The organism is Mycobacterium sp. E136 (genome assembly GCF_001666865.1).
Lineage (GTDB): Bacteria > Actinomycetota > Actinomycetes > Mycobacteriales > Mycobacteriaceae > Mycobacterium.
On sequence record NZ_LZJE01000318.1, the window covers coordinates 1 to 21,250 of the forward strand.

Annotated in this window: 12 protein-coding genes and 2 pseudogenes; 2 read left to right on the forward strand and 12 right to left on the reverse strand. The window is 66.6% G+C overall.

Annotation, left to right across the window (positions count from 1 at the left end):
- From A5698_RS20855 to A5698_RS20870, 4 genes and pseudogenes are all read right to left on the reverse strand, one after another.
- Window positions 1-622: pseudogene (locus tag A5698_RS20855) on the reverse strand (DNA alkylation response protein); the annotation flags it as partial.
- 63 nt (window positions 623-685) lie between these two features.
- Window positions 686-1,906 (reverse strand): phosphatase PAP2 family protein, encoded by a 1,221-nt coding sequence (locus tag A5698_RS20860; RefSeq protein ID WP_068300635.1) that lies wholly within the window; start codon window positions 1,904-1,906, stop codon window positions 686-688.
- Window positions 1,907-1,980: 74 nt separating this feature from the next.
- Window positions 1,981-2,733, reverse strand: coding sequence for a deoxyribonuclease IV (locus A5698_RS20865; protein ID WP_068300637.1), 753 nt, complete (start codon window positions 2,731-2,733; stop codon window positions 1,981-1,983).
- 71 nt (window positions 2,734-2,804) lie between these two features.
- Window positions 2,805-3,395, reverse strand: a complete 591-nt coding sequence (locus A5698_RS20870; RefSeq protein ID WP_068300639.1) for a TetR/AcrR family transcriptional regulator — start codon at window positions 3,393-3,395, stop codon at window positions 2,805-2,807.
- Between the two features lie 198 nt (window positions 3,396-3,593).
- Here A5698_RS20870 and A5698_RS20875 point away from each other — a divergent pair, with 198 nt between their 5' ends.
- A complete protein-coding gene (locus tag A5698_RS20875; protein ID WP_068300641.1) occupies window positions 3,594-4,577 on the forward strand; it encodes a zinc-dependent alcohol dehydrogenase family protein in 984 nt (327 codons plus the stop codon).
- A 19-nt stretch (window positions 4,578-4,596) separates the two neighbouring features.
- Complete coding sequence (locus tag A5698_RS20880; RefSeq protein ID WP_068300643.1) at window positions 4,597-5,529, forward strand: NmrA family NAD(P)-binding protein; 933 nt, start codon at window positions 4,597-4,599, stop codon at window positions 5,527-5,529.
- 1 nt (window position 5,530) lies between these two features.
- On the opposite strand, the gene A5698_RS20885 is transcribed toward A5698_RS20880, so the two are convergent.
- The 8 genes and pseudogenes from A5698_RS20885 to rplJ all read right to left on the reverse strand — a co-directional run bounded on the left by A5698_RS20885 (window position 5,531) and on the right by rplJ (window position 21,101).
- Window positions 5,531-6,514 (reverse strand): calcium/sodium antiporter, encoded by a 984-nt coding sequence (locus A5698_RS20885; RefSeq protein WP_068300646.1) that lies wholly within the window; start codon window positions 6,512-6,514, stop codon window positions 5,531-5,533.
- 90 nt (window positions 6,515-6,604) lie between these two features.
- Window positions 6,605-10,549: a DNA-directed RNA polymerase subunit beta' gene (locus A5698_RS20890; protein ID WP_068300648.1), complete on the reverse strand. Its 3,945-nt coding sequence runs from the start codon at window positions 10,547-10,549 to the stop codon at window positions 6,605-6,607.
- A gap of 42 nt (window positions 10,550-10,591) precedes the next feature.
- Window positions 10,592-14,077 carry a DNA-directed RNA polymerase subunit beta gene (gene rpoB, locus A5698_RS20895; protein WP_082964051.1) on the reverse strand — a complete coding sequence of 1,162 codons (3,486 nt, stop codon included), beginning with the start codon at window positions 14,075-14,077 and terminating at the stop codon, window positions 10,592-10,594.
- A 387-nt stretch (window positions 14,078-14,464) separates the two neighbouring features.
- Window positions 14,465-16,435 carry an alpha/beta hydrolase gene (locus A5698_RS20900; protein WP_068300650.1) on the reverse strand — a complete coding sequence of 657 codons (1,971 nt, stop codon included), beginning with the start codon at window positions 16,433-16,435 and terminating at the stop codon, window positions 14,465-14,467.
- Window positions 16,436-16,493: 58 nt separating this feature from the next.
- Window positions 16,494-18,729, reverse strand: a pseudogene (locus tag A5698_RS20905) (molybdopterin-containing oxidoreductase family protein).
- A 108-nt stretch (window positions 18,730-18,837) separates the two neighbouring features.
- Complete coding sequence (locus A5698_RS20910) at window positions 18,838-19,917, reverse strand: ABC transporter ATP-binding protein (protein WP_067090896.1); 1,080 nt, start codon at window positions 19,915-19,917, stop codon at window positions 18,838-18,840.
- A 194-nt stretch (window positions 19,918-20,111) separates the two neighbouring features.
- Window positions 20,112-20,504, reverse strand: coding sequence for a 50S ribosomal protein L7/L12 (gene rplL / locus A5698_RS20915; protein WP_064345556.1), 393 nt, complete (start codon window positions 20,502-20,504; stop codon window positions 20,112-20,114).
- A gap of 69 nt (window positions 20,505-20,573) precedes the next feature.
- Window positions 20,574-21,101, reverse strand: coding sequence for a 50S ribosomal protein L10 (rplJ, locus tag A5698_RS20920; RefSeq protein WP_059101516.1), 528 nt, complete (start codon window positions 21,099-21,101; stop codon window positions 20,574-20,576).
- Window positions 21,102-21,250: the final 149 nt, after the last annotated feature.

A 21,250-nucleotide genomic window follows, 5' to 3' on the forward strand; every position in this document is an offset into this window, starting at 1 on the left:
GGCCGGTCAGGCTGTAGCTGCCGTCGGCGTTCGGCGTCGCCTGCGTGGTGCCCGCGCGCACGTCGGACCCGCCCTGCTTCTCGGTCATCGACATACCCGCGGTGATGCCGACCTTGGTGGTGGGCACCTTCAGTTCGGGGTCGTATTGGCGGCTGGTCAGCAGTGGTTCGTAGACCTTGGCGAGTTCGGGGTTGGCTCGCAGGGCGGGGACGACGGCGTAGGTCATCGAGATCGGGCAGATATGGCCAGGCTCGGGGGTCCACACCGACGTTTTGGCGGCGCGCACGACGTGGGCGCCCGGCCGATCGTCGGCCCACGGCGCGGCGTGCAGCCCGTGCCCGATGGCCACCTTCATCAGCGAGTGGTAGGCGGGGTCGTACTCGACTTCGTCTACGCGGTGGCCGTAGCGGTCGTGTGTGCGAAGGATCGGTTGGTTGCGGTCGGCCAGCTCACCCCAGCGCTGCGCCTGCTGCGAGCCCGACAACGCGCCCAACTCGGTGACCTCGTCGAGCCCCCATTCGCCGCCTTCGCGGATCAGCGCCTCCGTGAGGACCGGCGAGGTCGCCGGGTTGTAGTCCTCCAGCGGAGGGACCTGGTTGGTGACGACATGCGTATCTGCCATGCGACCACTATTACACTTTCACCAACAACTGCACAATAGCTGTAATACTGCTGTGGCTGTCGCTCAGCGGCTGTCGAGCTCGGCGACCACGCGGCGGCTCGGCTCGGCCACGACGAGGGACTCGGCCTCGACGGGTTCGGGCTCGACGGGTTCGGTTCCTGCGGGCTCCGCCGCTGCGTCGGGTTCATCGGGTCCGACCACTGCCGACGCCGACGGGTCCGGCGCCTGCGAGGTCCTGGCCCGGCGACGTTTCCCGTAGCGGTTGAGGACGAAGATCACCGCGGCGGCGAGCGCCCATCCCAACAGGATGTCGATGACGTAGTGCTCGGCGGTGTACACCAGCGTGAACGCCATCACGAGTACATAGGCGGCGAGCAGTGGACGCCAGGCTCCGTGGACGCGGTGCCACAGGAAGGCAGCGATGGCCGCGGTCATCCCCGCATGCAGAGACGGGATCGCCGCTACCAGGTTGACGCTGGCTTGGCCCGCATCGAGCAGTGCGGTCGCCGAGTGCAGGTTGAGGTTGCCCCAGCCCCTTCCGACGATTCGCTCGATCCACTGGTTCGCGCCGTCCTGACTGGACTGCATCGCCCCGAGCACACCACCGTCGGGCACTCCGCGCGCGGAGCGGAACATGCAGCGGGCGTCGGCCGGTCCGCCCTCGATCTCGGCCGGAGTGCAGCGGGCCGCCGCCCACGGTGGCGCGGCGGGCACCAGGGCGTAGATGAGCAGGCCTGCGAAGTTCAACCCGACGAACAGCCGCACGAACGCCTTCCACTCGTCCCGATTGCGCAGCCACAGCACTCCGGCGACCACGTAGGGAAGGATGAAGAAGGACATGTACACGCAGCTGCCCACGACCTCCCACCATGGAGGATGAGCCTGTTTGAGCTGCTCCTGCAGCCACACCGTGGGCACGGTGCCGCTGAACAACCAACGGTCCACGTCGGCCGGCCACTCCCACAGCGTCGGTCGACCGACCATGTCGGCCGCGCCCCTGCTCAGGTCGTAGGCGATGAGTATCAGCGCGAACGGCAGCCAGTCCCAGATGACGTAGAGCATGCGGCGTCCCCGCCCGATGCTCGCGGCCAGCAGCCCGGTCGCGATGTAGAGCAGGACGAGTTCGCGATTGAAGGCGAATCCGGACGTGACGGTCCGGTAGACGATGGCGGTGGCCCACGTCAGGATTGCGACCCATCGCACGATGGCGAGCCGACGTGCGCGGGCGTCGGACCGCTCAGCAGCGCTCGACACCGCGACAGATGACTGGTCGACCGCGGCCACTCGGATGAATCTAGTTCACCCCGACGTCACCCACGGTTCGAGGACCGTTCGGTTAGCGGATCGTGACCAGCGAGCTAGTCGAGGTGTTCGCGCAGAAACGCGATGTCATCCTTGCGCCCTTCGTCCGCGGTCTCGCAGATCACCGGGGCGTCGGCGGCCTTGACGACCGCCACGAGCAGCTGCGGGTCAATCTGACCGGTGCCGAAGTTGGCGTGCCGGTCTGCGCCGGAACCGGCGGCGTCACGCGAGTCGTTGCAGTGCACCAGGTCGATGCGCCCGGTGATGGCCTTGATGCGGTCGACGGCGTCGACCAGCGCCTCGCCGGCGGCCCAGGCGTGGCAGGTGTCCAAGCAGAACCCGATGCCTTTGTCTCCGATGTGGTCCCACAGCCGGGCGATGACGTCGAAGTGCCTGGCCATCGCGTGGTCGCCGCCCGCGGTGTTCTCCAGGTACACCGGCACCTCGGTCTCGAGGTAGTCGAGCGCCTTGACCCAGCGTTCGAAACCGGCGTCCCAGTCCTTGTCGTCGGCGTGACCGCCGTGCACGATGACCGCCGTCGCGCCGACCTCGGCGGCCGCGTCGCAGGTGTCCTGCAGGATCTTTCGCGACGGGATACGCACGCGGTTGTTGGCGGAGGCGACGTTGATCAGGTACGGCGCATGGACGTAGAGCGGGATGCTGGACGCCTTGAGCACGTCGGCGTCCTCGCGCGGCTTGGGCTTCTTCCAGGTCTGCGGGTTGCCAAGGAAGAACTGCACGACGTCGGCACCGTCAGCGGCGGCGTCGGCCAGGGGGTCGTCTCCGTGTACATGCGAACCGATGAGCACGTGGCCGAGTCTAGGCGGGCGACAATCAAGCGGCGAGGGACGAGCCGCGTTGAGGAGCCCGCCTCACCAACTCACGCGGGATGCCCGACACCGTCAGTGGCGTCGTCGATCAACTGGGCTGCCGCCGAGCGGGCATGCAGCAGCGCCGCGGTGTCGTCTAGCGACGTCGCCAGGGCGGTGGCGCCTTCGAACAGCACCATCAACTGGTTACCGAGCGCATAGGCGTCGCGGGCGCCGGCCTCGTCGGCGACGGCGATGAGCCGCTCGGCGAAACGCCTCTTGTGCGCACGCACCAGGTCGTCGATCTCGGGCCACGCTCCGGCCGACTCCACCGCTGCGTTGTGGAACGGACAGCCGCGAAACTTCTCGACCGGTGGAGCGTTGAAAATCGCCAGCAGCCGCTCCCGAGGTGCCAAGTCCGACCGGTCCAGCGGACGCTCCATCGGGGTGCCCGACTCGTTGAGCCTCCGCAGGTACTCCTCGACGAGCTCGCCCTTACTCGAGAAGTGTTGATACAGCGTGCGTTTAGATACCTTGGCGTGCTGGATCACCGCCTCGATACCGGTGGCGTTGATGCCGTTGCGGTAGAACAGCTTGGTCGCGGTGGCGGCCAGGCGCTCTCGCGCGCCCCGGCCCCCGCGCACCGGAGCCTGCTCAGTCATCGCCCCAGTATACCGATCGGTATCCTGCCCCACGCCGCGCCTGAGGTACTTCGACCAGACCGTCTAGGACAGATGCTCTCCGCGCGAACGCATCACGCCGCGCGGTATTCCCGAATATCTGAAGCATCACAACATCTAGCATGTTGGAAACCGATCGGTGTACTTTGATGCCACAGCGTCGAAGTACGGAGGTTTCTGATGCAGCATCTCGTGTTGACCCAGTTCGGCGACCCCGAGGATTCCGTCCAGCTCGTCGACGAACCGCCAGCGCCCCCCGCCCATGGCCAGGTCTCGGTCCGTCTCGAGGCCGCCGCGATCAACCCGTCGGACCTGTTACTGGTCCGCGGCAAGTACCTCGTCCGCCCCGAGTTGCCTGCGACCGTCGGCGCCGAGGGCGTCGGCCTCGTCACGGAAGCCGGCCCCGGCGTGGACCGCGCCATCATCGGCAAGCGCGTGATCGTGCTGCCCACGTACGAATACGGCACCTGGTCACAACAGATCTCCGTGGCCGCAGACGACGTGGTCGAGGTGCCCGCTGAAACCGACCCGCTGCAATTGGCGATGCTGACAATCAATCCCCCGACCGCGCATCTGCTGCTCGAGCGCATCAACCTCAAGGCCGGTGACTGGGTCGGCCAAACCGCGGCGAACTCAGCGGTCGGTCGCCTCGTGGTAGCACTGGCCAAACGGCGAGGATTGAAGACGCTCAACGTGGTTCGCCGCGAGGACGCCGCCGAAGAGATCCGTCTGGCCGGTGGTGACGTCGTACTCGTCAGCGGACCCGACCTGGCGTCCGACATCAAGCGCGAACTCGGCGGCGAGGAACTGAGCCTGGTCATCGACCCGCTGGGTGGCACACTCGCCGCAGAACTGGTCGCCGCGCTGAAGTTCCGCGGAACGGCGATCACCTACGGCTCGTTGACCGGAGCGCCGACCGGACCGTCGCCGGCGACGCTGTTCGCGAAAGAGGTGACCTTCACCGGGTTCTGGCTCGGCAACTGGTATTCGCGCGCGCCGCGGCCCGAGATCAAACACACGCTCACCCACCTCGCCAGCCTGGTGGCCGACGGCGAGCTGTCGGTACCGGTCGAGGGGACCTACCACCTCGACGAGTACGCCAAGGCCTTCGCCCATGCCGAGACGCCCGAACGGGGCGGCAAGGTGCTGTTCACGTTCGACTGATCCGAAAGGGACCCAATTGATGTCAGACAACCCGATTCTGGTGACCGGTGCCACCGGACGCCACGGCAACACCGGCGAGCATCTCGTGCGTCGGCTCAGGGACGAGGGCCATGCGGTCCGGGTGCTCGTGCGCACACTCAGCGAGCGCACCGACCGCCTTGCCGGCCTGGGCGCCGAGGTCGTGGTCGGCGATCTTCACGATCGCCCCAGCCTGCTACCCGCGTTGACGGACGTGGACCTGGCGTACTTCACGTACCCGATCGATGCCGGAGTGGTTGCGGCCGCCGCCAATTACGCCGCGGCGGTGCGCGAAGTGGGGCGGCGACCCCGCACGGTGGTGATGTCGATGGGCCCCGCCCACCCCGACAGCCCGAGCGACCTCGGCCGCGCGCAGTGGCTCGCCGAGCAGATCTTGGAATGGGCCGGCCTCGATTTGGTCATCCTGCGGGTCGCGGCGCTGTTTCACGAAAACCTCGCCGTTCCGCACAGCGACTCCGTCCGCGACCACGGGCTGATCCGGAACTCGTTCGGAGACAACGAGGTCGCCTGGGTCAGCGGTGGCGACGCTGCCGAGTTGGGGCTGATGGCACTACTGCATCCTGACCGCTTCCCCGAGCCCGTCTACTACGTCAAGGGTTCGGAGGTGTTCAGCCACGCCGACATCGCCGCGGCGCTGGAGGACATGACCGGCCGTCCCATCCGCTACGAGGCCGTCACTCGGGACGAGTGGCGCTCCGATCTCGAGAAGCTGGCCGAGTCGGCTCACGTCGTCAATCCGGCGATGGCACAGCATATCTCCGCTGTCGGCCACATGGTCGCCACGAGCGGACGCACGCTTCCCGCCGACCGGGAGGCGTTGGGTGAACTCATCGGCCGCGAACCGATCACCCTTCGCGAGTTCCTGCACGACAATCTGGAGGCGTTCACCGCCCCCGAGCGCCGGCCGGCATAGGTCAGCTCTGGGTGGCGAGCAGGAAGGTCAGATATCCCAGATATGCCGTCACCATCAGCACGCCCTCGGTGCGGCTGACACGTCGACCGGTGATGAAGATCGGAATGCAGAGCAGCGCGACAATCACCATGATCGGAATGTCGATACGCACCAGGCTCGACGGCAACTCCAGGCCGTGCGCGGGCACCAGGCAGGTGACGCCGAGTATCAGCGCGATGTTGTAGATGCTGCTGCCCACCAGGTTTCCGATTGCGATGTCGCGGTCACCGCGCAGCGTCGACATCACCGTGGTCACCAGTTCCGGCGCCGAGGTTCCGATGGCCACCACGGTAAGTCCGATCAGCGCATCGGAGACGCCGAACTCGCGGGCCATTCCGACCGAACCGTCGACGAGCCATTCGGCTCCGACCACCACCAGCGCGATGCCGCCGACGAGCATCGCGGCCTCACGCAGCGTCTGACGGCGACCGCCGGAGGGCTCTTCCGCCGCATCCTCGGTATAGGCCTGCGCGAATTCGCCGACGACAGCGTGCGATTCCCGATGCGCCGACCGGATCACCACGACGGTGTAGACGATCGCACCGGCAAACAGGATGCCGCCGTCGGTACGCGTCAACACACCGTCGGCCGCGAGCACGAACAACAACAGCGCGGCCACCGCCATCATCGGCAGCTCCAGGCGAATGGTCCGCAACTGCAGGACCAACGGGACCATCGCCGCACTCAACCCCAATATCAGGAACAGGTTGACCACATTGGTCCCGGCGATGTTGCCGACCGCCAACGCCCCGCTACCTTGACCGGCGGCCGTCACGCCGACGGCCAGTTCCGGCATGCTGGTGCCGATCGACACCACGGTCAGGCCCACCACGATCGGGCTGATGCCCAGCCGGGCGGCCAGGCGGGACCCGCCCTTGACCATCACCTCGGCACCGACGATCAACGCGGCCAGCCCGGCGAGGAACCACCCGATATTCGCCAGCATCAGGTCGAATGATGACACTTTCGCACCCGGGGGACGGCCCGGGCCAACGAAAATGCCCCCGGGCGAACCCGGGGGCATCTCCGTGACTAGTTACCGATAATCCGAGTAGCCGTAGTCGTCCAACGGCACCGCGGCACCGGTGGCCTGGCCGAAGTCCGGGCTGTAGTACTGATCCTCGTAGGACGGGATCGTGTACGCCGCGGCCCGTGCTTCCTCGGTCGGCTGAACCTGGATGTTGCGGTAGCGGTTGATACCGGTACCGGCCGGGATCAGCTTGCCGATGATCACGTTCTCCTTCAGACCCTGCAGCTTGTCGCTGCGGCAGTTGATCGCCGCATCGGTGAGCACGCGCGTGGTCTCCTGGAACGACGCCGCCGACAGCCACGAGTCCGTGGCCAGCGATGCCTTCGTGATACCCATCAGCACCGGACGACCGGCCGCGGGCTCGCCGCCCTCGGCGACCACCCGACGGTTCTCGGTCTCGAACTCGCCACGCTCGGTCAGCGAGCCGGGCAGGAACTCCGTCGAACCCGAGTCGATGATCGTGACGCGACGCAGCATCTGCCGGACGATGACCTCGATGTGCTTGTCGTGGATCGACACGCCCTGAGCGCGGTAGACCTCCTGGACCTCCTTGACGAGGTGGATCTGCACCTCGCGGGGGCCCTGGACACGCAGCACCTCGTGCGGATCGGCAGCACCTTCCATCAGCTGCTGGCCCACCTCGACATGGTCGCCGTCGGCGAGCAGGCGCTCGGTGCCGTCGTCGTGCTTGAACACCTTCAGGCGCTGACGACGAGAGAGCTTGTCGTACACCACTTCTTCGCCACCATCGTCGGGAACGATGGTGATCTTGTAGAAGCGTTCGCCCTCTTCGAGGCGCACCCGGCCGGTGACGTCGGCGATCGGCGCCTTGTTCCGCGGGATACGGGCCTCGAACAGCTCCTGCACGCGAGGCAGACCACCGGTGATGTCCTCACCGACGCCGCCCTGGTGGAACGTGCGCATGGTCAGCTGCGTACCGGGCTCGCCGATGGACTGCGCGGCGACGATACCGACGGCCTCGCCGATGTCGACGAGCTTGCCCGTCGCCATCGAACGGCCGTAGCACATCGCACACACGCCGGTGCCCGTGGCGCAGGTCAGCACGGAGCGGACCTTCACCTCGGTGATGCCGGCTGCCAGCAGCGCCTCGATCGCCGGGTCGCCCAGGTCGTGGCCGCGCTCGACGACGACGTTGCCGTCCTTGTCGACCGCGTCCTGCGCCAGCGTCCGCGCGTAGGCCGACGTCTCGATGTGCTGATCGCGCACCAAGGAGTCGCCCTGCAGTTCGGCCAGCGTGACGTTGATGCCGCGCTCGGTCTCGCAGTCGGTCTCGCGAACGATGACGTCCTGCGACACGTCGACCAGACGACGGGTCAGGTAACCCGAGTCGGCCGTACGAAGAGCGGTGTCCGCCAGACCCTTTCGGGCGCCGTGGGTGTTGATGAAGTACTCCAGCACCGTCAAGCCCTCGCGGAACGAAGACTTGATCGGGCGCGGGATGAACTCACCCTTCGGGTTGGTCACCAGACCCTTCATGCCGGCCAGGGTCCTGGTCTGCGTGAAGTTACCCGTGGCACCCGAGTCGACGATCGTGATGATCGGGTTGTCCTTCGGGTAGTGCGCCCGCAGGGCCTCGCCGACCTCTTCGGTGGCGTCCTGCCAGATCTTGACCAGGGCGTCGTTGCGCTCGTCGTGATTGAGAGCACCGCGCTGGTACTTCTTCTCGATCTGGTCCGCTTCCTTCTCGTAGCGGTCCAGGATCTCCTGCTTCTGCGGCGGCACCAGCACGTCGGCCATCGACACAGTGACACCCGAGCGGGTGGCCCAGTAGAAGCCGGCGTCCTTGAGCTTGTCCACGGTCTGCGCAACCACGATCATCGGGAAGCGCTCGGCGAGATCGTTGACGATCCGCGCCTGGACCTTCTTGTGCATCTGCTCGTTGACGAACGGATATCCGTGCGGCAGAAGCTCGTTGAACATGACCCGGCCCAGCGTGGTCTCCGCGGTCCAGGCGTCGCCCAGCTTCCAGCCGTCCGGGAACAGCTCGGCCTCGATGTCGGCCGGCGGGCGCAACTGCGTCAGCCGCACGCGGATCTTGGCGCGCACGCTCAGCGCACCGCGGTCCATCGCCATGATCGCCTCGGCGGGCGAGCTGTACACACCGGTCTCCGGCTGATCCTTGGCGGCAGGGGCGAACTCGCCCTTGTCGCCCTCGACCATCGTCGTCAGGTAGTACAGGCCGGTCACCATGTCCAGACGCGGCATGGCCAACGGCCGACCCGACGCCGGCGACAGGATGTTGTTCGACGACAGCATCAGGATGCGAGCCTCGGCCTGCGCCTCCGCCGACAGCGGAAGGTGCACGGCCATCTGGTCACCGTCGAAGTCGGCGTTGAACGCCTCGCAGACCAGCGGGTGCAGCTGAATGGCCTTACCCTCCACCAGCTGCGGCTCGAAGGCCTGGATGCCGAGGCGGTGCAGCGTCGGTGCGCGGTTCAGCAGCACCGGGTGCTCGGCGATGACCTCTTCGAGGACGTCCCACACCTGCGGGCGCTGGCGCTCGACCATCCGCTTGGCGCTCTTGATGTTCTGCGCATGGTTGAGATCCACCAGACGCTTCATCACGAACGGCTTGAACAACTCGAGGGCCATCAGCTTCGGCAGACCGCACTGGTGCAACTTGAGCTGCGGGCCGACCACGATGACCGAACGGCCGGAGTAGTCGACACGCTTGCCGAGCAGGTTCTGGCGGAACCGACCCTGCTTGCCCTTCAACAGATCCGACAGCGACTTGAGCGGACGGTTGCCCGGTCCGGTGACCGGGCGGCCGCGGCGGCCGTTGTCGAACAGCGCGTCCACCGACTCCTGAAGCATGCGCTTCTCGTTGTTGACGATGATCTCGGGCGCGCCGAGGTCGATCAGCCTCTTGAGCCGGTTGTTGCGGTTGATGACGCGGCGGTACAGGTCGTTGAGGTCCGACGTGGCGAACCGGCCACCGTCGAGCTGCACCATCGGGCGCAGCTCCGGCGGGATCACCGGAACCGCGTCGAGCACCATGCCCATCGGGGAGTTGCTCGACTGCTGGAACGCGGCGACCACCTTAAGCCGCTTCAGCGCGCGGAGCTTCTTCTGCCCCTTGCCGTTTCGGATGATCTCACGCAGCTCTTCGGCCTCGGCCTCGATGTCGAAGTTCTCGATGAGCTTCTTGATCGCCTCGGCACCCATCGCACCGGTGAAGTACTCGCCGTAGCGGTCCTGCAGTTCCCGGTAGAGCACCTCGTCGACGATGAGCTGCTTGGGCGCCAGCTTGGTGAAGGTGTTCCAGATCTCCTCGAGCCGGTCCAACTCGCGCTGGGCCCGATCGCGGATCTGGCGCATCTCGCGCTCACCGCCGTCGCGCACCTTGCGGCGCACGTCGCTCTTGGCGCCTTCCTTCTCCAGCTCGGCCAGGTCGGCCTCGAGCTTCTGCGACCGCTCGGCCAGATCGAGATCGCGCTGATCCTCAACGGCCTTGCGCTCCACGGCCATCTCGGCCTCGAGCGTCGACAGCTCGTTGTGACGCATCTCGTCGTCGACGGCGGTGATGACGTAGGCGGCGAAGTAGATGATCTTCTCGAGATCCTTCGGCGCCAGGTCGAGCAGATAGCCCAGACGCGAGGGCACACCCTTGAAGTACCAGATGTGCGTGACGGGCGCGGCCAGCTCGATGTGGCCCATCCGCTCACGGCGCACCTTGGCGCGAGTCACCTCGACGCCGCAGCGCTCACAGATGATGCCCTTGAAGCGGACGCGCTTGTACTTGCCGCAGTAGCACTCCCAGTCGCGAGTCGGTCCGAAGATCTTCTCGCAGAACAGGCCGTCCTTCTCCGGCTTCAGCGTGCGGTAGTTGATGGTCTCCGGCTTCTTGACCTCGCCGTAGGACCACTGACGAATGTCGTCGGCGGTGGCGAGACCGATTCGGAGCTCATCGAAGAAGTTGACGTCTAGCACGTAACTCCCTTTCCCCTTTCGGGATTAGTAACCAAAGCCTTCTTAGGCCAAATCCTCAACAGAAGCAGATTCGTTGCGCGACAAGTTGATTCCCAAGTTCGCCGCGGCGCGTTCCAGGTCCTCGTCGTCGCCGTCGCGCATCTCGATCGCGGCGCCGTCCGAAGACAGCACCTCGACGTTGAGGCACAGCGACTGGAGTTCCTTGAGCAACACCTTGAACGACTCCGGAATACCCGGCTCGGGGATGTTCTCGCCCTTGACGATCGCCTCGTACACCTTGACCCGGCCGACGGTGTCGTCGGACTTGATGGTCAACAGCTCCTGCAGCGTGTACGCCGCGCCGTAAGCCTGCATGGCCCAACATTCCATCTCGCCGAACCGCTGGCCACCGAACTGCGCCTTACCGCCCAGCGGCTGCTGGGTGATCATCGAGTACGGGCCGGTGGAGCGAGCGTGGATCTTGTCGTCCACCAGGTGGTGCAGCTTCAGGATGTACATGTAGCCCACCGTCACCGGATACGGGAACGGCTCGCCACTGCGACCGTCGAACAGCATCGCCTTGCCGTCCTCGTCGACGAGCGTCTCGCCGTCGCGGTTGGGCAGCGTGGACGAGAGCAGACCCTGCAGCTCCGCTTCGCGGGCACCGTCGAACACCGGTGTCGAGACGATGCTTCCCGCCTCGGCCTCGAGCAGCTCCTTGGGCAACGCGCTCGCCCAGTCGGGCGACCCGTTGATCTTCCAGCCGCTCTTGGCCACCCACCCGAGGTGGGTCTCCAGGATCTGACCGATGTTCATACGACGCGGCACACCGTGGGTGTTCAGGATGATGTCCACCGGGGTGCCGTCGGGCAGGAAGGGCATGTCCTCGACGGGCAGGATCTTGCCGATGACGCCCTTGTTGCCGTGGCGTCCGGCCAGCTTGTCGCCGTCGGAGATCTTGCGCTTCTGCGCGACGTAGACGCGGACCAACTCGTTGACGCCGGCGGGCAGCTCGTCGTCATCCTCGCGGCTGAACACGCGGATGCCGATGACCTTGCCGGACTCACCGTGCGGCACCTTGAGCGACGTGTCGCGGACCTCGCGCGCCTTCTCACCGAAGATCGCGCGGAGCAGCCGCTCCTCCGGGGTCAGCTCTGTCTCACCCTTCGGGGTGACCTTGCCGACCAGGATGTCGCCGTCGCGGACCTCGGCGCCGATGCGGACGATGCCGCGCTCGTCGAGGTCGGCCAGCACCTCATCGGAGACGTTCGGGATGTCCCGGGTGATCTCCTCGGCGCCCAGCTTGGTGTCGCGGGCGTCGATCTCGTGCTCCTCGATGTGAATCGAGGTGAGCACGTCCTCTTCCACCAGGCGGTTGGAGAGGATGATCGCGTCCTCGTAGTTGTGACCCTCCCACGGCATGATCGCGACGAGCAGGTTCTTGCCCAGCGCCATCTCACCGTTCTCGGTGCACGGCCCGTCGGCGATGACCTGACCCGCCTCGACACGCTGGCCGGCGTCGACGATCGGACGCTGGTTGGCGCAGGTGCCGTGGTTGGAACGCGCGAACTTGCGCATCCGGTAGGTGTGCCGGGTGCCGTCGTCGGCCATCACGGTGATGTAGTCGGCGGAGACCTCCTCGACCACACCGGCCTTGTCGGAGACGACGACGTCGCCGGCGTCGATCGCGGCGCGCAGCTCCATGCCGGTACCGACCAACGGGGCCTCGCTGCGCACCAGCGGAACCGCCTGGCGCTGCATGTTGGCACCCATCAGGGCACGGTTGGCGTCGTCGTGCTCGAGGAACGGGATCATGGCCGTCGCCACCGACACCATCTGGCGCGGCGACACGTCCATGTAGTCGACGTCGTTCGACGACACGAACTCGACCTCGCCGCCCTTGCGTCGAACCAGCACGCGGTCCTCGACGAAGCGGCCGTTCTCGTCGATCGGCGAGTTGGCCTGCGCCACGACGTGGCGGTCCTCCTCGTCGGCGGTCAGGTACTCGATGTCGTCGGTGACAACACCGTCCTTGACCTTGCGGTACGGCGTTTCGATGAAGCCGAACGGGTTGACCCGCGCGTACACCGACAGCGAGCCGATCAGGCCGATGTTCGGGCCCTCCGGCGTCTCGATCGGGCACATGCGGCCGTAGTGGCTGGCGTGCACGTCACGGACCTCGAGGCCGGCGCGCTCACGGGACAGACCGCCGGGGCCCAGCGCCGACAGGCGGCGCTTGTGGGTCAGGCCCGACAACGGGTTGTTCTGGTCCATGAACTGCGACAGCTGGCTGGTGCCGAAGAACTCCTTGATCGCCGCCACGACGGGACGGATGTTGATCAGGGTCTGCGGCGTGATCGCCTCGACGTCCTGGGTGGTCATGCGCTCACGCACGACGCGCTCCATGCGGGACAGGCCGACCCGGATCTGGTTCTGGATCAGCTCGCCGACGGTGCGCAGGCGACGGTTGCCGAAGTGGTCGATGTCATCAACCTCGACCGGCACCTCGACGCCACCCGGGACCGTCATCGTCTTGTCGCCCTGATGCAGGCGCACGAGGTACTCGATGGTGGCGACGACGTCCTCTTCGGTCAGCGTGGTCGACGTGGTCTGAGCCGGGTTCTCGGTGATGCCCAGCTTCTTGTTGACCTTGTAGCGACCGACGCGGGCCAGGTCGTAGCGCTTCTCCTTGAAGAACAGGTTCTCCAGCAGGGTTTGCGCGGACTCCTTGGTCGGCGGCTCGCCCGGACGCAACTTGCGATAGATGTCGAGCAGCGCCTCGTCGGTGCCTGCGGTGTTGTCCTTCTCCAGCGTCGACATCATGATCTCGGAGAAGCCGAAGCGCTCCGTGATCTGCTCATTGGTCCAACCGAGCGCCTTGAGCAGCACGGTGACCGGCTGACGGCGCTTGCGGTCGATGCGCACACCGACGGTGTCACGCTTGTCGACGTCGAACTCCAGCCACGCGCCGCGGCCCGGGATCACCTTGACGCTGTGCAGCGTCTTCTCGGTCGACTTGTCGATGTTCTCGTCGAAGTAGACACCCGGCGAACGGACCAGCTGGCTCACCACGACACGCTCGGTGCCGTTGATGATGAACGTGCCCTTCTCGGTCATCATCGGGAAGTCGCCCATGAAGACCGTCTGGCTCTTGATCTCACCGGTGTTGTTGTTGATGAACTCGGCCGTGACGAACAGCGGGGCCGCGTACGTCATGTCCTTGTCTTTGCACTCGTCGACCGGGGCCTTGACCTCGTCGAAGCGCGGATCGGAGAAGGACAGCGACATCGAGCCGGAGAAGTCCTCGATCGGGCTCAGCTCGGAGAGCACCTCTTCGAGACCGCCGACGGGGTTCTCCTCGCCGCGCTCCTTGGCCTTGGCACGCCAGGCGTCGGAGCCGATCAGCCATTCAAAGGACTCGGTTTGAACATCTAGAAGCCCGGGAACCTCGAGGGGCTCACGGAGCTTTGCAAAAGAAATTCGGTTTGGTGCTCCTGGGACGGAGTTTTTAGTAGCTTCTGCTGTCTTGCTTGGGCGGGACCCTGCCAAGATGCATCCTTCCAGCACCTCATGCGACTATCGTGCCGGTGAACACCGGTCCGCTCGTCGCGATATCTGCGTCGGTTCGGCTGGCCACTCACGACCACAAACTTCCCGAACGCACGGCACGCGACTAGATCACTGAGCTGGGCTCAGGCTAGGACTTCGGTGTCAGGTGCGGGTTTAGGTGGGCAGGATGCAGCCAGCGCAACGTCCAACAGTACCGCAGGACGGCGTATTCCTCAACATCCACAACCCAACCGCATGTATGGAACGCATCGAGGCGCTGGCTGGCGACTCAACCCTTCTCACCCGTCCATACATTGCTGCCCAACAGATTGACCCCTCGGCGGCCGTCCGTCAAGAGATAACATGGGTTGTTGTGGACTTTTACGTTCACGCGGCGATCGTGTCGCTGCAGTGTCCGACCCCGGCCGATCCGACGGACTGGCGAACGCAGACCGGATCGAGGCTGAAGAGCCCGTTGGCGAGCGACATGAACGGGCGCAGGAAGTTCAACAGGTACGGCTTGGTCAAGGTGTTGGGCAGGGCGACGACGGTGGCCTTCCCTGCCGGGGTGTCGAAGCTGTACCGCTCGCCACGCTCGAGGTAGAGCCCCTCGGAGCTCGTCGGGTCGAACATGTCGTTGACCCAGCCCACCATCAGCATCTGCGCGGCCGCGGCGTTCTCGGGACGCGTGAACCCGGCGACCAGCTCCTGGGCGAACTGGATGAGGGGATTGCCGCCGCGCATGGAGTCGACGTGCGAGCCATTGACCAATGTCACGCCGATGAATCCGGTGGGGCGCGCCGCGGCCAGCGCGTCGAGGCCGGCGCCGAAGTTGTTCCACATGTAGACCGGGGCGGCGAGTTGGTAGATCGGGATGTCGAGCGGAACCTTCTTCAGCGACGCCGTCATCTGCGCAGGATCTCCCAGGGCGACGCCGTCGAGCAGCACGACCCCCGCAAGCCGGTCGACGCGGGTGTCGCCGGCCATGTGGCCCGCCATACCGGAGACCGCGCCACCGCCGAGCGAGTGGCCCACCAGCACGACACGATCCGGGATCGGCCCGTCGTAGCCCGCTGCGTGTGCACTGTCGGCCAGCGCGTTGTTCCCCTCGCTGAACAGGCCCGCCATCGCCTCGTGCATCGGCGCGCCTCCGAGCCAGCATCCGTCGAGGGCGAAGAAGTTCGAGGTGATCGTCGGGGCGACGACGATGCTGTTCGTGCGTTCGGCGAGCGCCGCCGCGGTGTGGCTGTACCAGGGGCCGCTGGCGAGGAAGCCGTGCTGGAGGTAGATGAGCCGGTCCGGCGGCGCGTCCTCGGCGGTCTTGGGGATGTACCAGTCGGCGGGCACCTCCTTGCCCTCCCCCTCGGCGCAAGCGCAGTCGATCCGCAGCGTCGAGGAGCGCACGGTGACCGTGCTGTTCGCCGGGAGGATCGGCGGGCCGCCGAGGATCCGGGTGGCCAACCCATACAGGTCGAACACGATCGTGCCGATCACGCGGATGAGGGTGGGAATCTGAGGCGCGGTCGCCGTCGTCGCGGTCAGCGGAGTCGCGTAGGCGACCTGCTGGACGGCGAACTCCTGCTCGACGAGGTTCTCCTCCGGCTGCTCGAGGACGACCGCCGTGCGCTCTTCGGTGGATTGGACGCCGGTGCCGACCGTCGTGTCGGCGACGGCCGTCGTGGCGACCTTGTCGGCTTCGATTCGGACGACGGTGTGCTCGTCCGCCACAATGCGGGTGACGTTGCGCGAGAGCGCGGTGGTCGTCTGGTCGGCGCTATGGTCACGGTCCGAACGCGAGTCGGCGACGACCTCTTCGATGGTCTGCTCTGTGACCTGCTCTTCGGTGATCGCGGTGCCGGTTTCCGTCTCCTGGCCGGCGTCGACGTCGGTTTCGGCGCCGTCGTTGGCGGGGCCTTCGTTCGATGGGCCTTCGTTGGCGGCGTTGTCGGCGGGGGTGCTGTCGTTTGCCTGCGCTGTAGTGGTGGCGGCATTCTTGCGGGTCGCACCGGGGCGCTTCCGGTCGGGCTTGCGGTCCGTCGCATCGGTGGCGTCGGACTTCTTCGCGGCGTCTGCCGCATCGTCCGCGCGTCGAGCGCCGACCCGGGTGCGCGGCGGGCCACCGGTCGTGCGGGTGGCGTTCGACCCGGGCGTTTGCGTACCGGCCGCGGCGGCGGCCGGGGAATCGGTCGAATCCTTCGGACTGTCAGCCGAATTCGATGACTCGGAACTGCTCGTCCCACCGGCGTTCGACGACGAGCCGTCGTCGGCGATCGCCACACCTGCACCGGCCACCATGGCCGCCGACATTCCCGCGGTGACGACACCCGCGCTCAACCACATCAGAAACCGGTCGACCATGACCTCTCCCGCTTGACGACGGGAGAAAGATAACGGGTTTGCTGGCCGCGAATCGGCCTTATGCGGAAGTTTGCGCGCGCTCGGGCTGCGCGGCCGCGCGCTCGACGCGCACCGGCACGCCGGTCAGCCGGGCCATCCCGGCCAGGCTCTCGATGTCGGCGGGATCGCTGGACATCAAGCGGTTGACGTTGGCACCGCCGGCGCCGTTGGCCACACGCCATCCGGCGGTGCCCTTGTGGCCCCATCCGTGCGGCACCGCGACCACCCCGGCGACGATGTCCTTGGTCACGAGGACCGGCAGCTCGATCTCGCCGTGCGGCGACGAGATGCGCACGGTGTCGCCGTCGACGATGCCGAGGGTGGCCGCGTCGTCGACGTGCATGCGCGCCCGATGTGTGCGCTCGCCGCGCATCAGCAGCGGCGAGTTGTGCATCCACGAGTTCTCCGACGGCGCCTCCCGCATGCCGATCAGCCGCATCGGATAACCATCGGCCACGCTGCGGCGCGTCAGCTTGTCGACCTCGGCGGCGATCTCGTCGTGGCGCAGCCGCACCCGACGACCGCGGTAGACGACGGTGTCGCGGAGCACCCCGGCGCGCAGACGGTCGGCGAGGACGAGGCCGTGCGGATGATCGGCCGTGAGCTTGGAGAAGCTCAACCCGCGCCGTCGACCGAACCGATCGCCGCCCTCGGCCAGCCGGATCACCGCGTCGACGAGCATCCGGGGATTGAAGCGAACCCCGAACATGGACAACGCTTTTCGGACGACGGCGAGCATGGTCAGGCCCGGCGTGGACCGCCACATCCTGGCGGTCAGGTCGTCGATGATCTCCCACTCCGCGCCGGGCCTGCCCCACCGGCGCGATGACGGCCTCGGTGGCCTGTCGGAACGGCGTGGGCTGCAGCGTCTGGAACGGCAGCGGAAAGTCGTCACGCTCATACATCGACGTCGCGGGCAGCACGTAATCGCAGTGCGCGAGCGTCTCGTTGACGTAGAGGTCGATCCCGACCATCAGCTCCAGAGACCGCAGAGCGGTCTCCAGTTCGTCGCCGTTGGGCACCGACAGCACCGGGTTGCCCGCGCCGACAAACAGCGCCCTGACCTGTCCGCGTCCCGGCGTCGTGATCTCCTTGGCCATCACTCCCGCGGGCTCGGACCCGAGGACGGAGGGAAAGTCGCCGATGCGCGAGCGCTTGCGCCGGTAGACGGTGCGCAGCAGGGCCCCGCCGGCCATGTTGAGCCACCGCTCCCCCGGCAGTCCGAGCCGGCCGAACATGCTGCCGCCGGGGACATCGAGATTGCCCGCGACCAGGTTGACCGCGTCCAAGAGATACGTCGTCAATGTTCCGTTCTCACCGATGCTGGTACCGACGCGGCCGTACACCGCCGCTCGCTGGGTGCGGACGAGGTCACGGGCCAGGCCGCGCACTGTCCAGGGATCGATGCCGGTGTGCACCTCGGTGACTTCGGGGCTGAACGGCGCGGCCAACCGCTCGAGCCACCGCGCACCGTCGGCCAGCCGCTCCAGTCGAGCCCGATCGACGAGCCCTTCACCGAACATCACGTGCAGCAGCGACAGCAGCAGGTAGGCGTCGCCGTCCGGGACGATGCCCAGCCATTCGAACTGGGCCGCGGTCTCGGTCCGTCGGGGGTCGATCACCAGCACCCGGCCGCCGTGTTTGACGATGTCGTGCATGTGATCGCGGATCCGCGGCACGGTCAGCACGCTGCCGTGCGAGATGACCGGGTTGGCGCCCATGACCACGAGAAGATCCGTGCGCAACACGTCGGGCACGGGCAGCGCGAGCGGCGACCCGTAGAGCAGTTGGCTGGCGACGAAGCGGTTGTTGACGTCCTGCGAACCGGCGGTGAAGACGTGCAGACCCCGACCGCGACCGAAGAGACCGAGCCCGAATCCGGCCATCAGCATGTTGAGCGCCAGGGTGTAGGAGTAGCTGAACGCTCCCGGGTTGCCGAAGTACCAACCGATCGCGCCGGCGCCGTGCCTGCGGTGGATGTCGCCGAGCCGGGCGGCGATGTCGGTCATCGCCTCGTCCCAGCTCACCGGGTCGAAGCCGCCGTCGGATGTGGGGGCACCTCCCGCTTGCGGGGGATCGTTCGCGCGAAGACCGTCAGCGCGAGCGCGTCTGCGCAGCGGGGTGGTGACGCGGTCGGGGTCGTTGACCACCTCCGCGAACGCGATGCCCTTCTGGCACGCGAATCCCGCCGAGAGCGGATGGTCCTTATCGGGACGCAGCTCGGTCAACCGGCCGTCTTCGACGGTCGCGATCATGCCGCAGAGCGGCTCGCAGATCCGGCAGAACGTCGCTTTTTGAAGGCCGGCCTTCTGAGTGCGGGCTTTCGGAACGCGAGCCGCGGGCTCGGCGTCCACGGTCGCGGCTTACTGCTGCGCGCGCGGGATGGCGCCCGTCGGCGCCTCGTCGTCGACCGTGCGGTGCCGGGTCGTCGGAGCGTCGCCGAACTGATTCGACGAAGACTGGCTACTGCCCTCGAGGTCTTCGCGAATGGCTTCCTGCGCGGCGGGCGGCAGGGTGTGCATGATCTCGCGCACCCGGGCCTGCCGGCGGTAGACGGCCTGGCGCTCGGGCATACCGGGCGTCGCCTGGATCTGCGGCGGCACACCCTCGATCTCCTCGACGCCACCGTCGTGGTGGCCGGCGTCGATCATGGCCTGCTCTTCGGCCATCGTCGACTCGTCCTTCTCCTCGGACATGCCGATCGGGCCGATACGACGACCGTTGAGGAACTGCCGGACGACGGGCTCGTCGCTGGTCAACAGCACTTCACGCGGCCCGAACATCACCAGGTGCTTGCGGAACAGCATGCCCATGTTGTCGGGCACGGTGCGGGCGATGTTGATGTTGTGGGTCACGATGAGGATCGTGCAGTCGATCTGCGCGTTGATGTCGATGAGCAGCTGGCTCAGGTAAGCGGTACGAACCGGGTCCAGGCCCGAGTCGGGCTCGTCGCAGAGGATGATCTGCGGGTCGAGCACCAGCGAGCGGGCCAGGCCGGCACGCTTGCGCATACCACCGGAGATCTCGCCGGGGAACTTGTTCTCGTCGCCGGCCAGACCGACCAGCTCGAGCTTCTCCATGACGATCTGGCGGATCTCGCTTTCCTTCTTCTTGGTGTGCTCACGCAAGGGGAAAGCGGTGTTGTCGTAGAGGCTCATCGAGCCGAAGAGCGCGCCGTCCTGGAACATCACGCCGAACAGCGTGCGGATCTCGTAGAGCTCCTTGGCGGTGCACTGGATCACGTCGGTGCCGTCGACGATGATCTTGCCGCGCTCGGGGCGCAGCAGCCCGATGAGGGACTTCAAGAACACGGATTTACCGGTACCCGAGGGGCCGAGCAGAACGCTGACCTCACCCGGCGGCAAGTCGAAGGTGACGTCCTCCCAGATTCGCTGGGGGCCGAAGGACTTGGTCAGTCCCTCAATCTGGATACCAATGCCCACGCGAGATCCTTCCGCCAATCATCGTCACGCCACAGGTCTTCCCGCTTGTGGCTTGAGTCACTGTAGCCTACCTCCGCAGGCCACCACACGTGTCTGGGGTCAGATTGTGACCCATCGGGAAAACGACTGTGGGGCCGACCCATTTGCTGGATCGACCCCACAGTTGTGGTATCGCCGGACTGGCCGGCGAGGTGTTACTTGACGGTGACCGTCGCGCCCGCGGCCTCGAGCTTGGCCTTGGCATCGTCGGCGGCAGCCTTGTCGACCTTCTCGAGAAGCGGCTTGGGAGCGCCGTCGACGAGGTCCTTGGCCTCCTTGAGGCCCAGCCCGGAAACGATCTCGCGGACGACCTTGATGACGCCGATCTTCTTGTCGCCGGCACCCTCGAGGATGACGTCGAACTCGGACTGCTCCTCGGCGGCCTCGGCGGGGGCACCACCGGCGGCGGGGCCGGCAGCCGCGACGGCGACCGGGGCAGCGGCGGTGACCTCGAAGGTCTCCTCGAACTTCTTGACGAACTCGGAGAGCTCCAGCAGCGTCAGTTCCTTGAACGCGTCGAGCAGCTCGTCGGTGGACAGCTTGGCCATTTTTGGTCCTTTCCTTACTACTTACATCTGGTTGCGATCTGTGCGCGACAAATCGCAGGTCGGGGCGGGTTAAGCGGCTTCTTCGCCGGCCTTCTTCTCTTGCAGAGCGGCGGCCAGCCGGGCGACCTGCGACGCCGGAGCGTTGAACAGACCGGCGGCCTTGGACAGGTTCGCCTTCATCGCGCCGGCCATCTTGGCCAGCAGCACCTCGCGCGACTCCAGGTCGGCGATGCGCTCGACCTCGGACACGCTCAGCGGGCGGCCGTCCATATAGCCGCCCTTGATGACGAGGGCCTTGTTGTCCTTGGCGAACTTCTTGATCGCCTTGGCGGCGTCGACGGCCTCGCCCTTGACGAACGCGATCGCGGTGGGACCGACGAACAACTCGTCGAGCCCCTCGATGCCCGCCTCCGCCGCGGCACGCTTGACCAGCGTGTTCTTGGCGACCGTGTAGGTGGCGGAATCACCGAGCGAACGGCGCAGGTCCTTGAGGTTGGCCACCGTCAGCCCGCGGTACTCGGTGACGAGCGTCGCCGAAGCCTCCTTGAACTGCTCGGCGATGTCGGCAACCGCGGTGGCCTTGTCAGCCTTGGCCATGCATGCCTCCTCGTGGATGGGTGACCATCGGCCGGAGTGCAGGGCTTTCGGGCCGGAAACGACGAACGCCCCGACGCAGACAGGTCGGGGCGCAGCAATAGTGTTGGCCTCGTCCTCCTGCGTGGGCCGCCGGGGTATCTGATGAGCCG

Coding starts and splice junctions, on each gene's coding strand:
- A5698_RS20870 (WP_068300639.1), bottom strand. CDS start 3,395: ATGACTGAGCAGGCTCCGGTGCGCGGGGGCCGGGGCGCGCGAGAGCGC.
- A5698_RS20875 (WP_068300641.1), top strand. CDS start 3,594: ATGCAGCATCTCGTGTTGACCCAGTTCGGCGACCCCGAGGATTCCGTC.
- A5698_RS20880 (WP_068300643.1), top strand. CDS start 4,597: ATGTCAGACAACCCGATTCTGGTGACCGGTGCCACCGGACGCCACGGC.
- A5698_RS20885 (WP_068300646.1), bottom strand. CDS start 6,514: ATGCTGGCGAATATCGGGTGGTTCCTCGCCGGGCTGGCCGCGTTGATC.
- A5698_RS20900 (WP_068300650.1), bottom strand. CDS start 16,435: ATGGTCGACCGGTTTCTGATGTGGTTGAGCGCGGGTGTCGTCACCGCG.
- rplL (WP_064345556.1), bottom strand. CDS start 20,504: ATGGCCAAGCTGTCCACCGACGAGCTGCTCGACGCGTTCAAGGAACTG.
- rplJ (WP_059101516.1), bottom strand. CDS start 21,101: ATGGCCAAGGCTGACAAGGCCACCGCGGTTGCCGACATCGCCGAGCAG.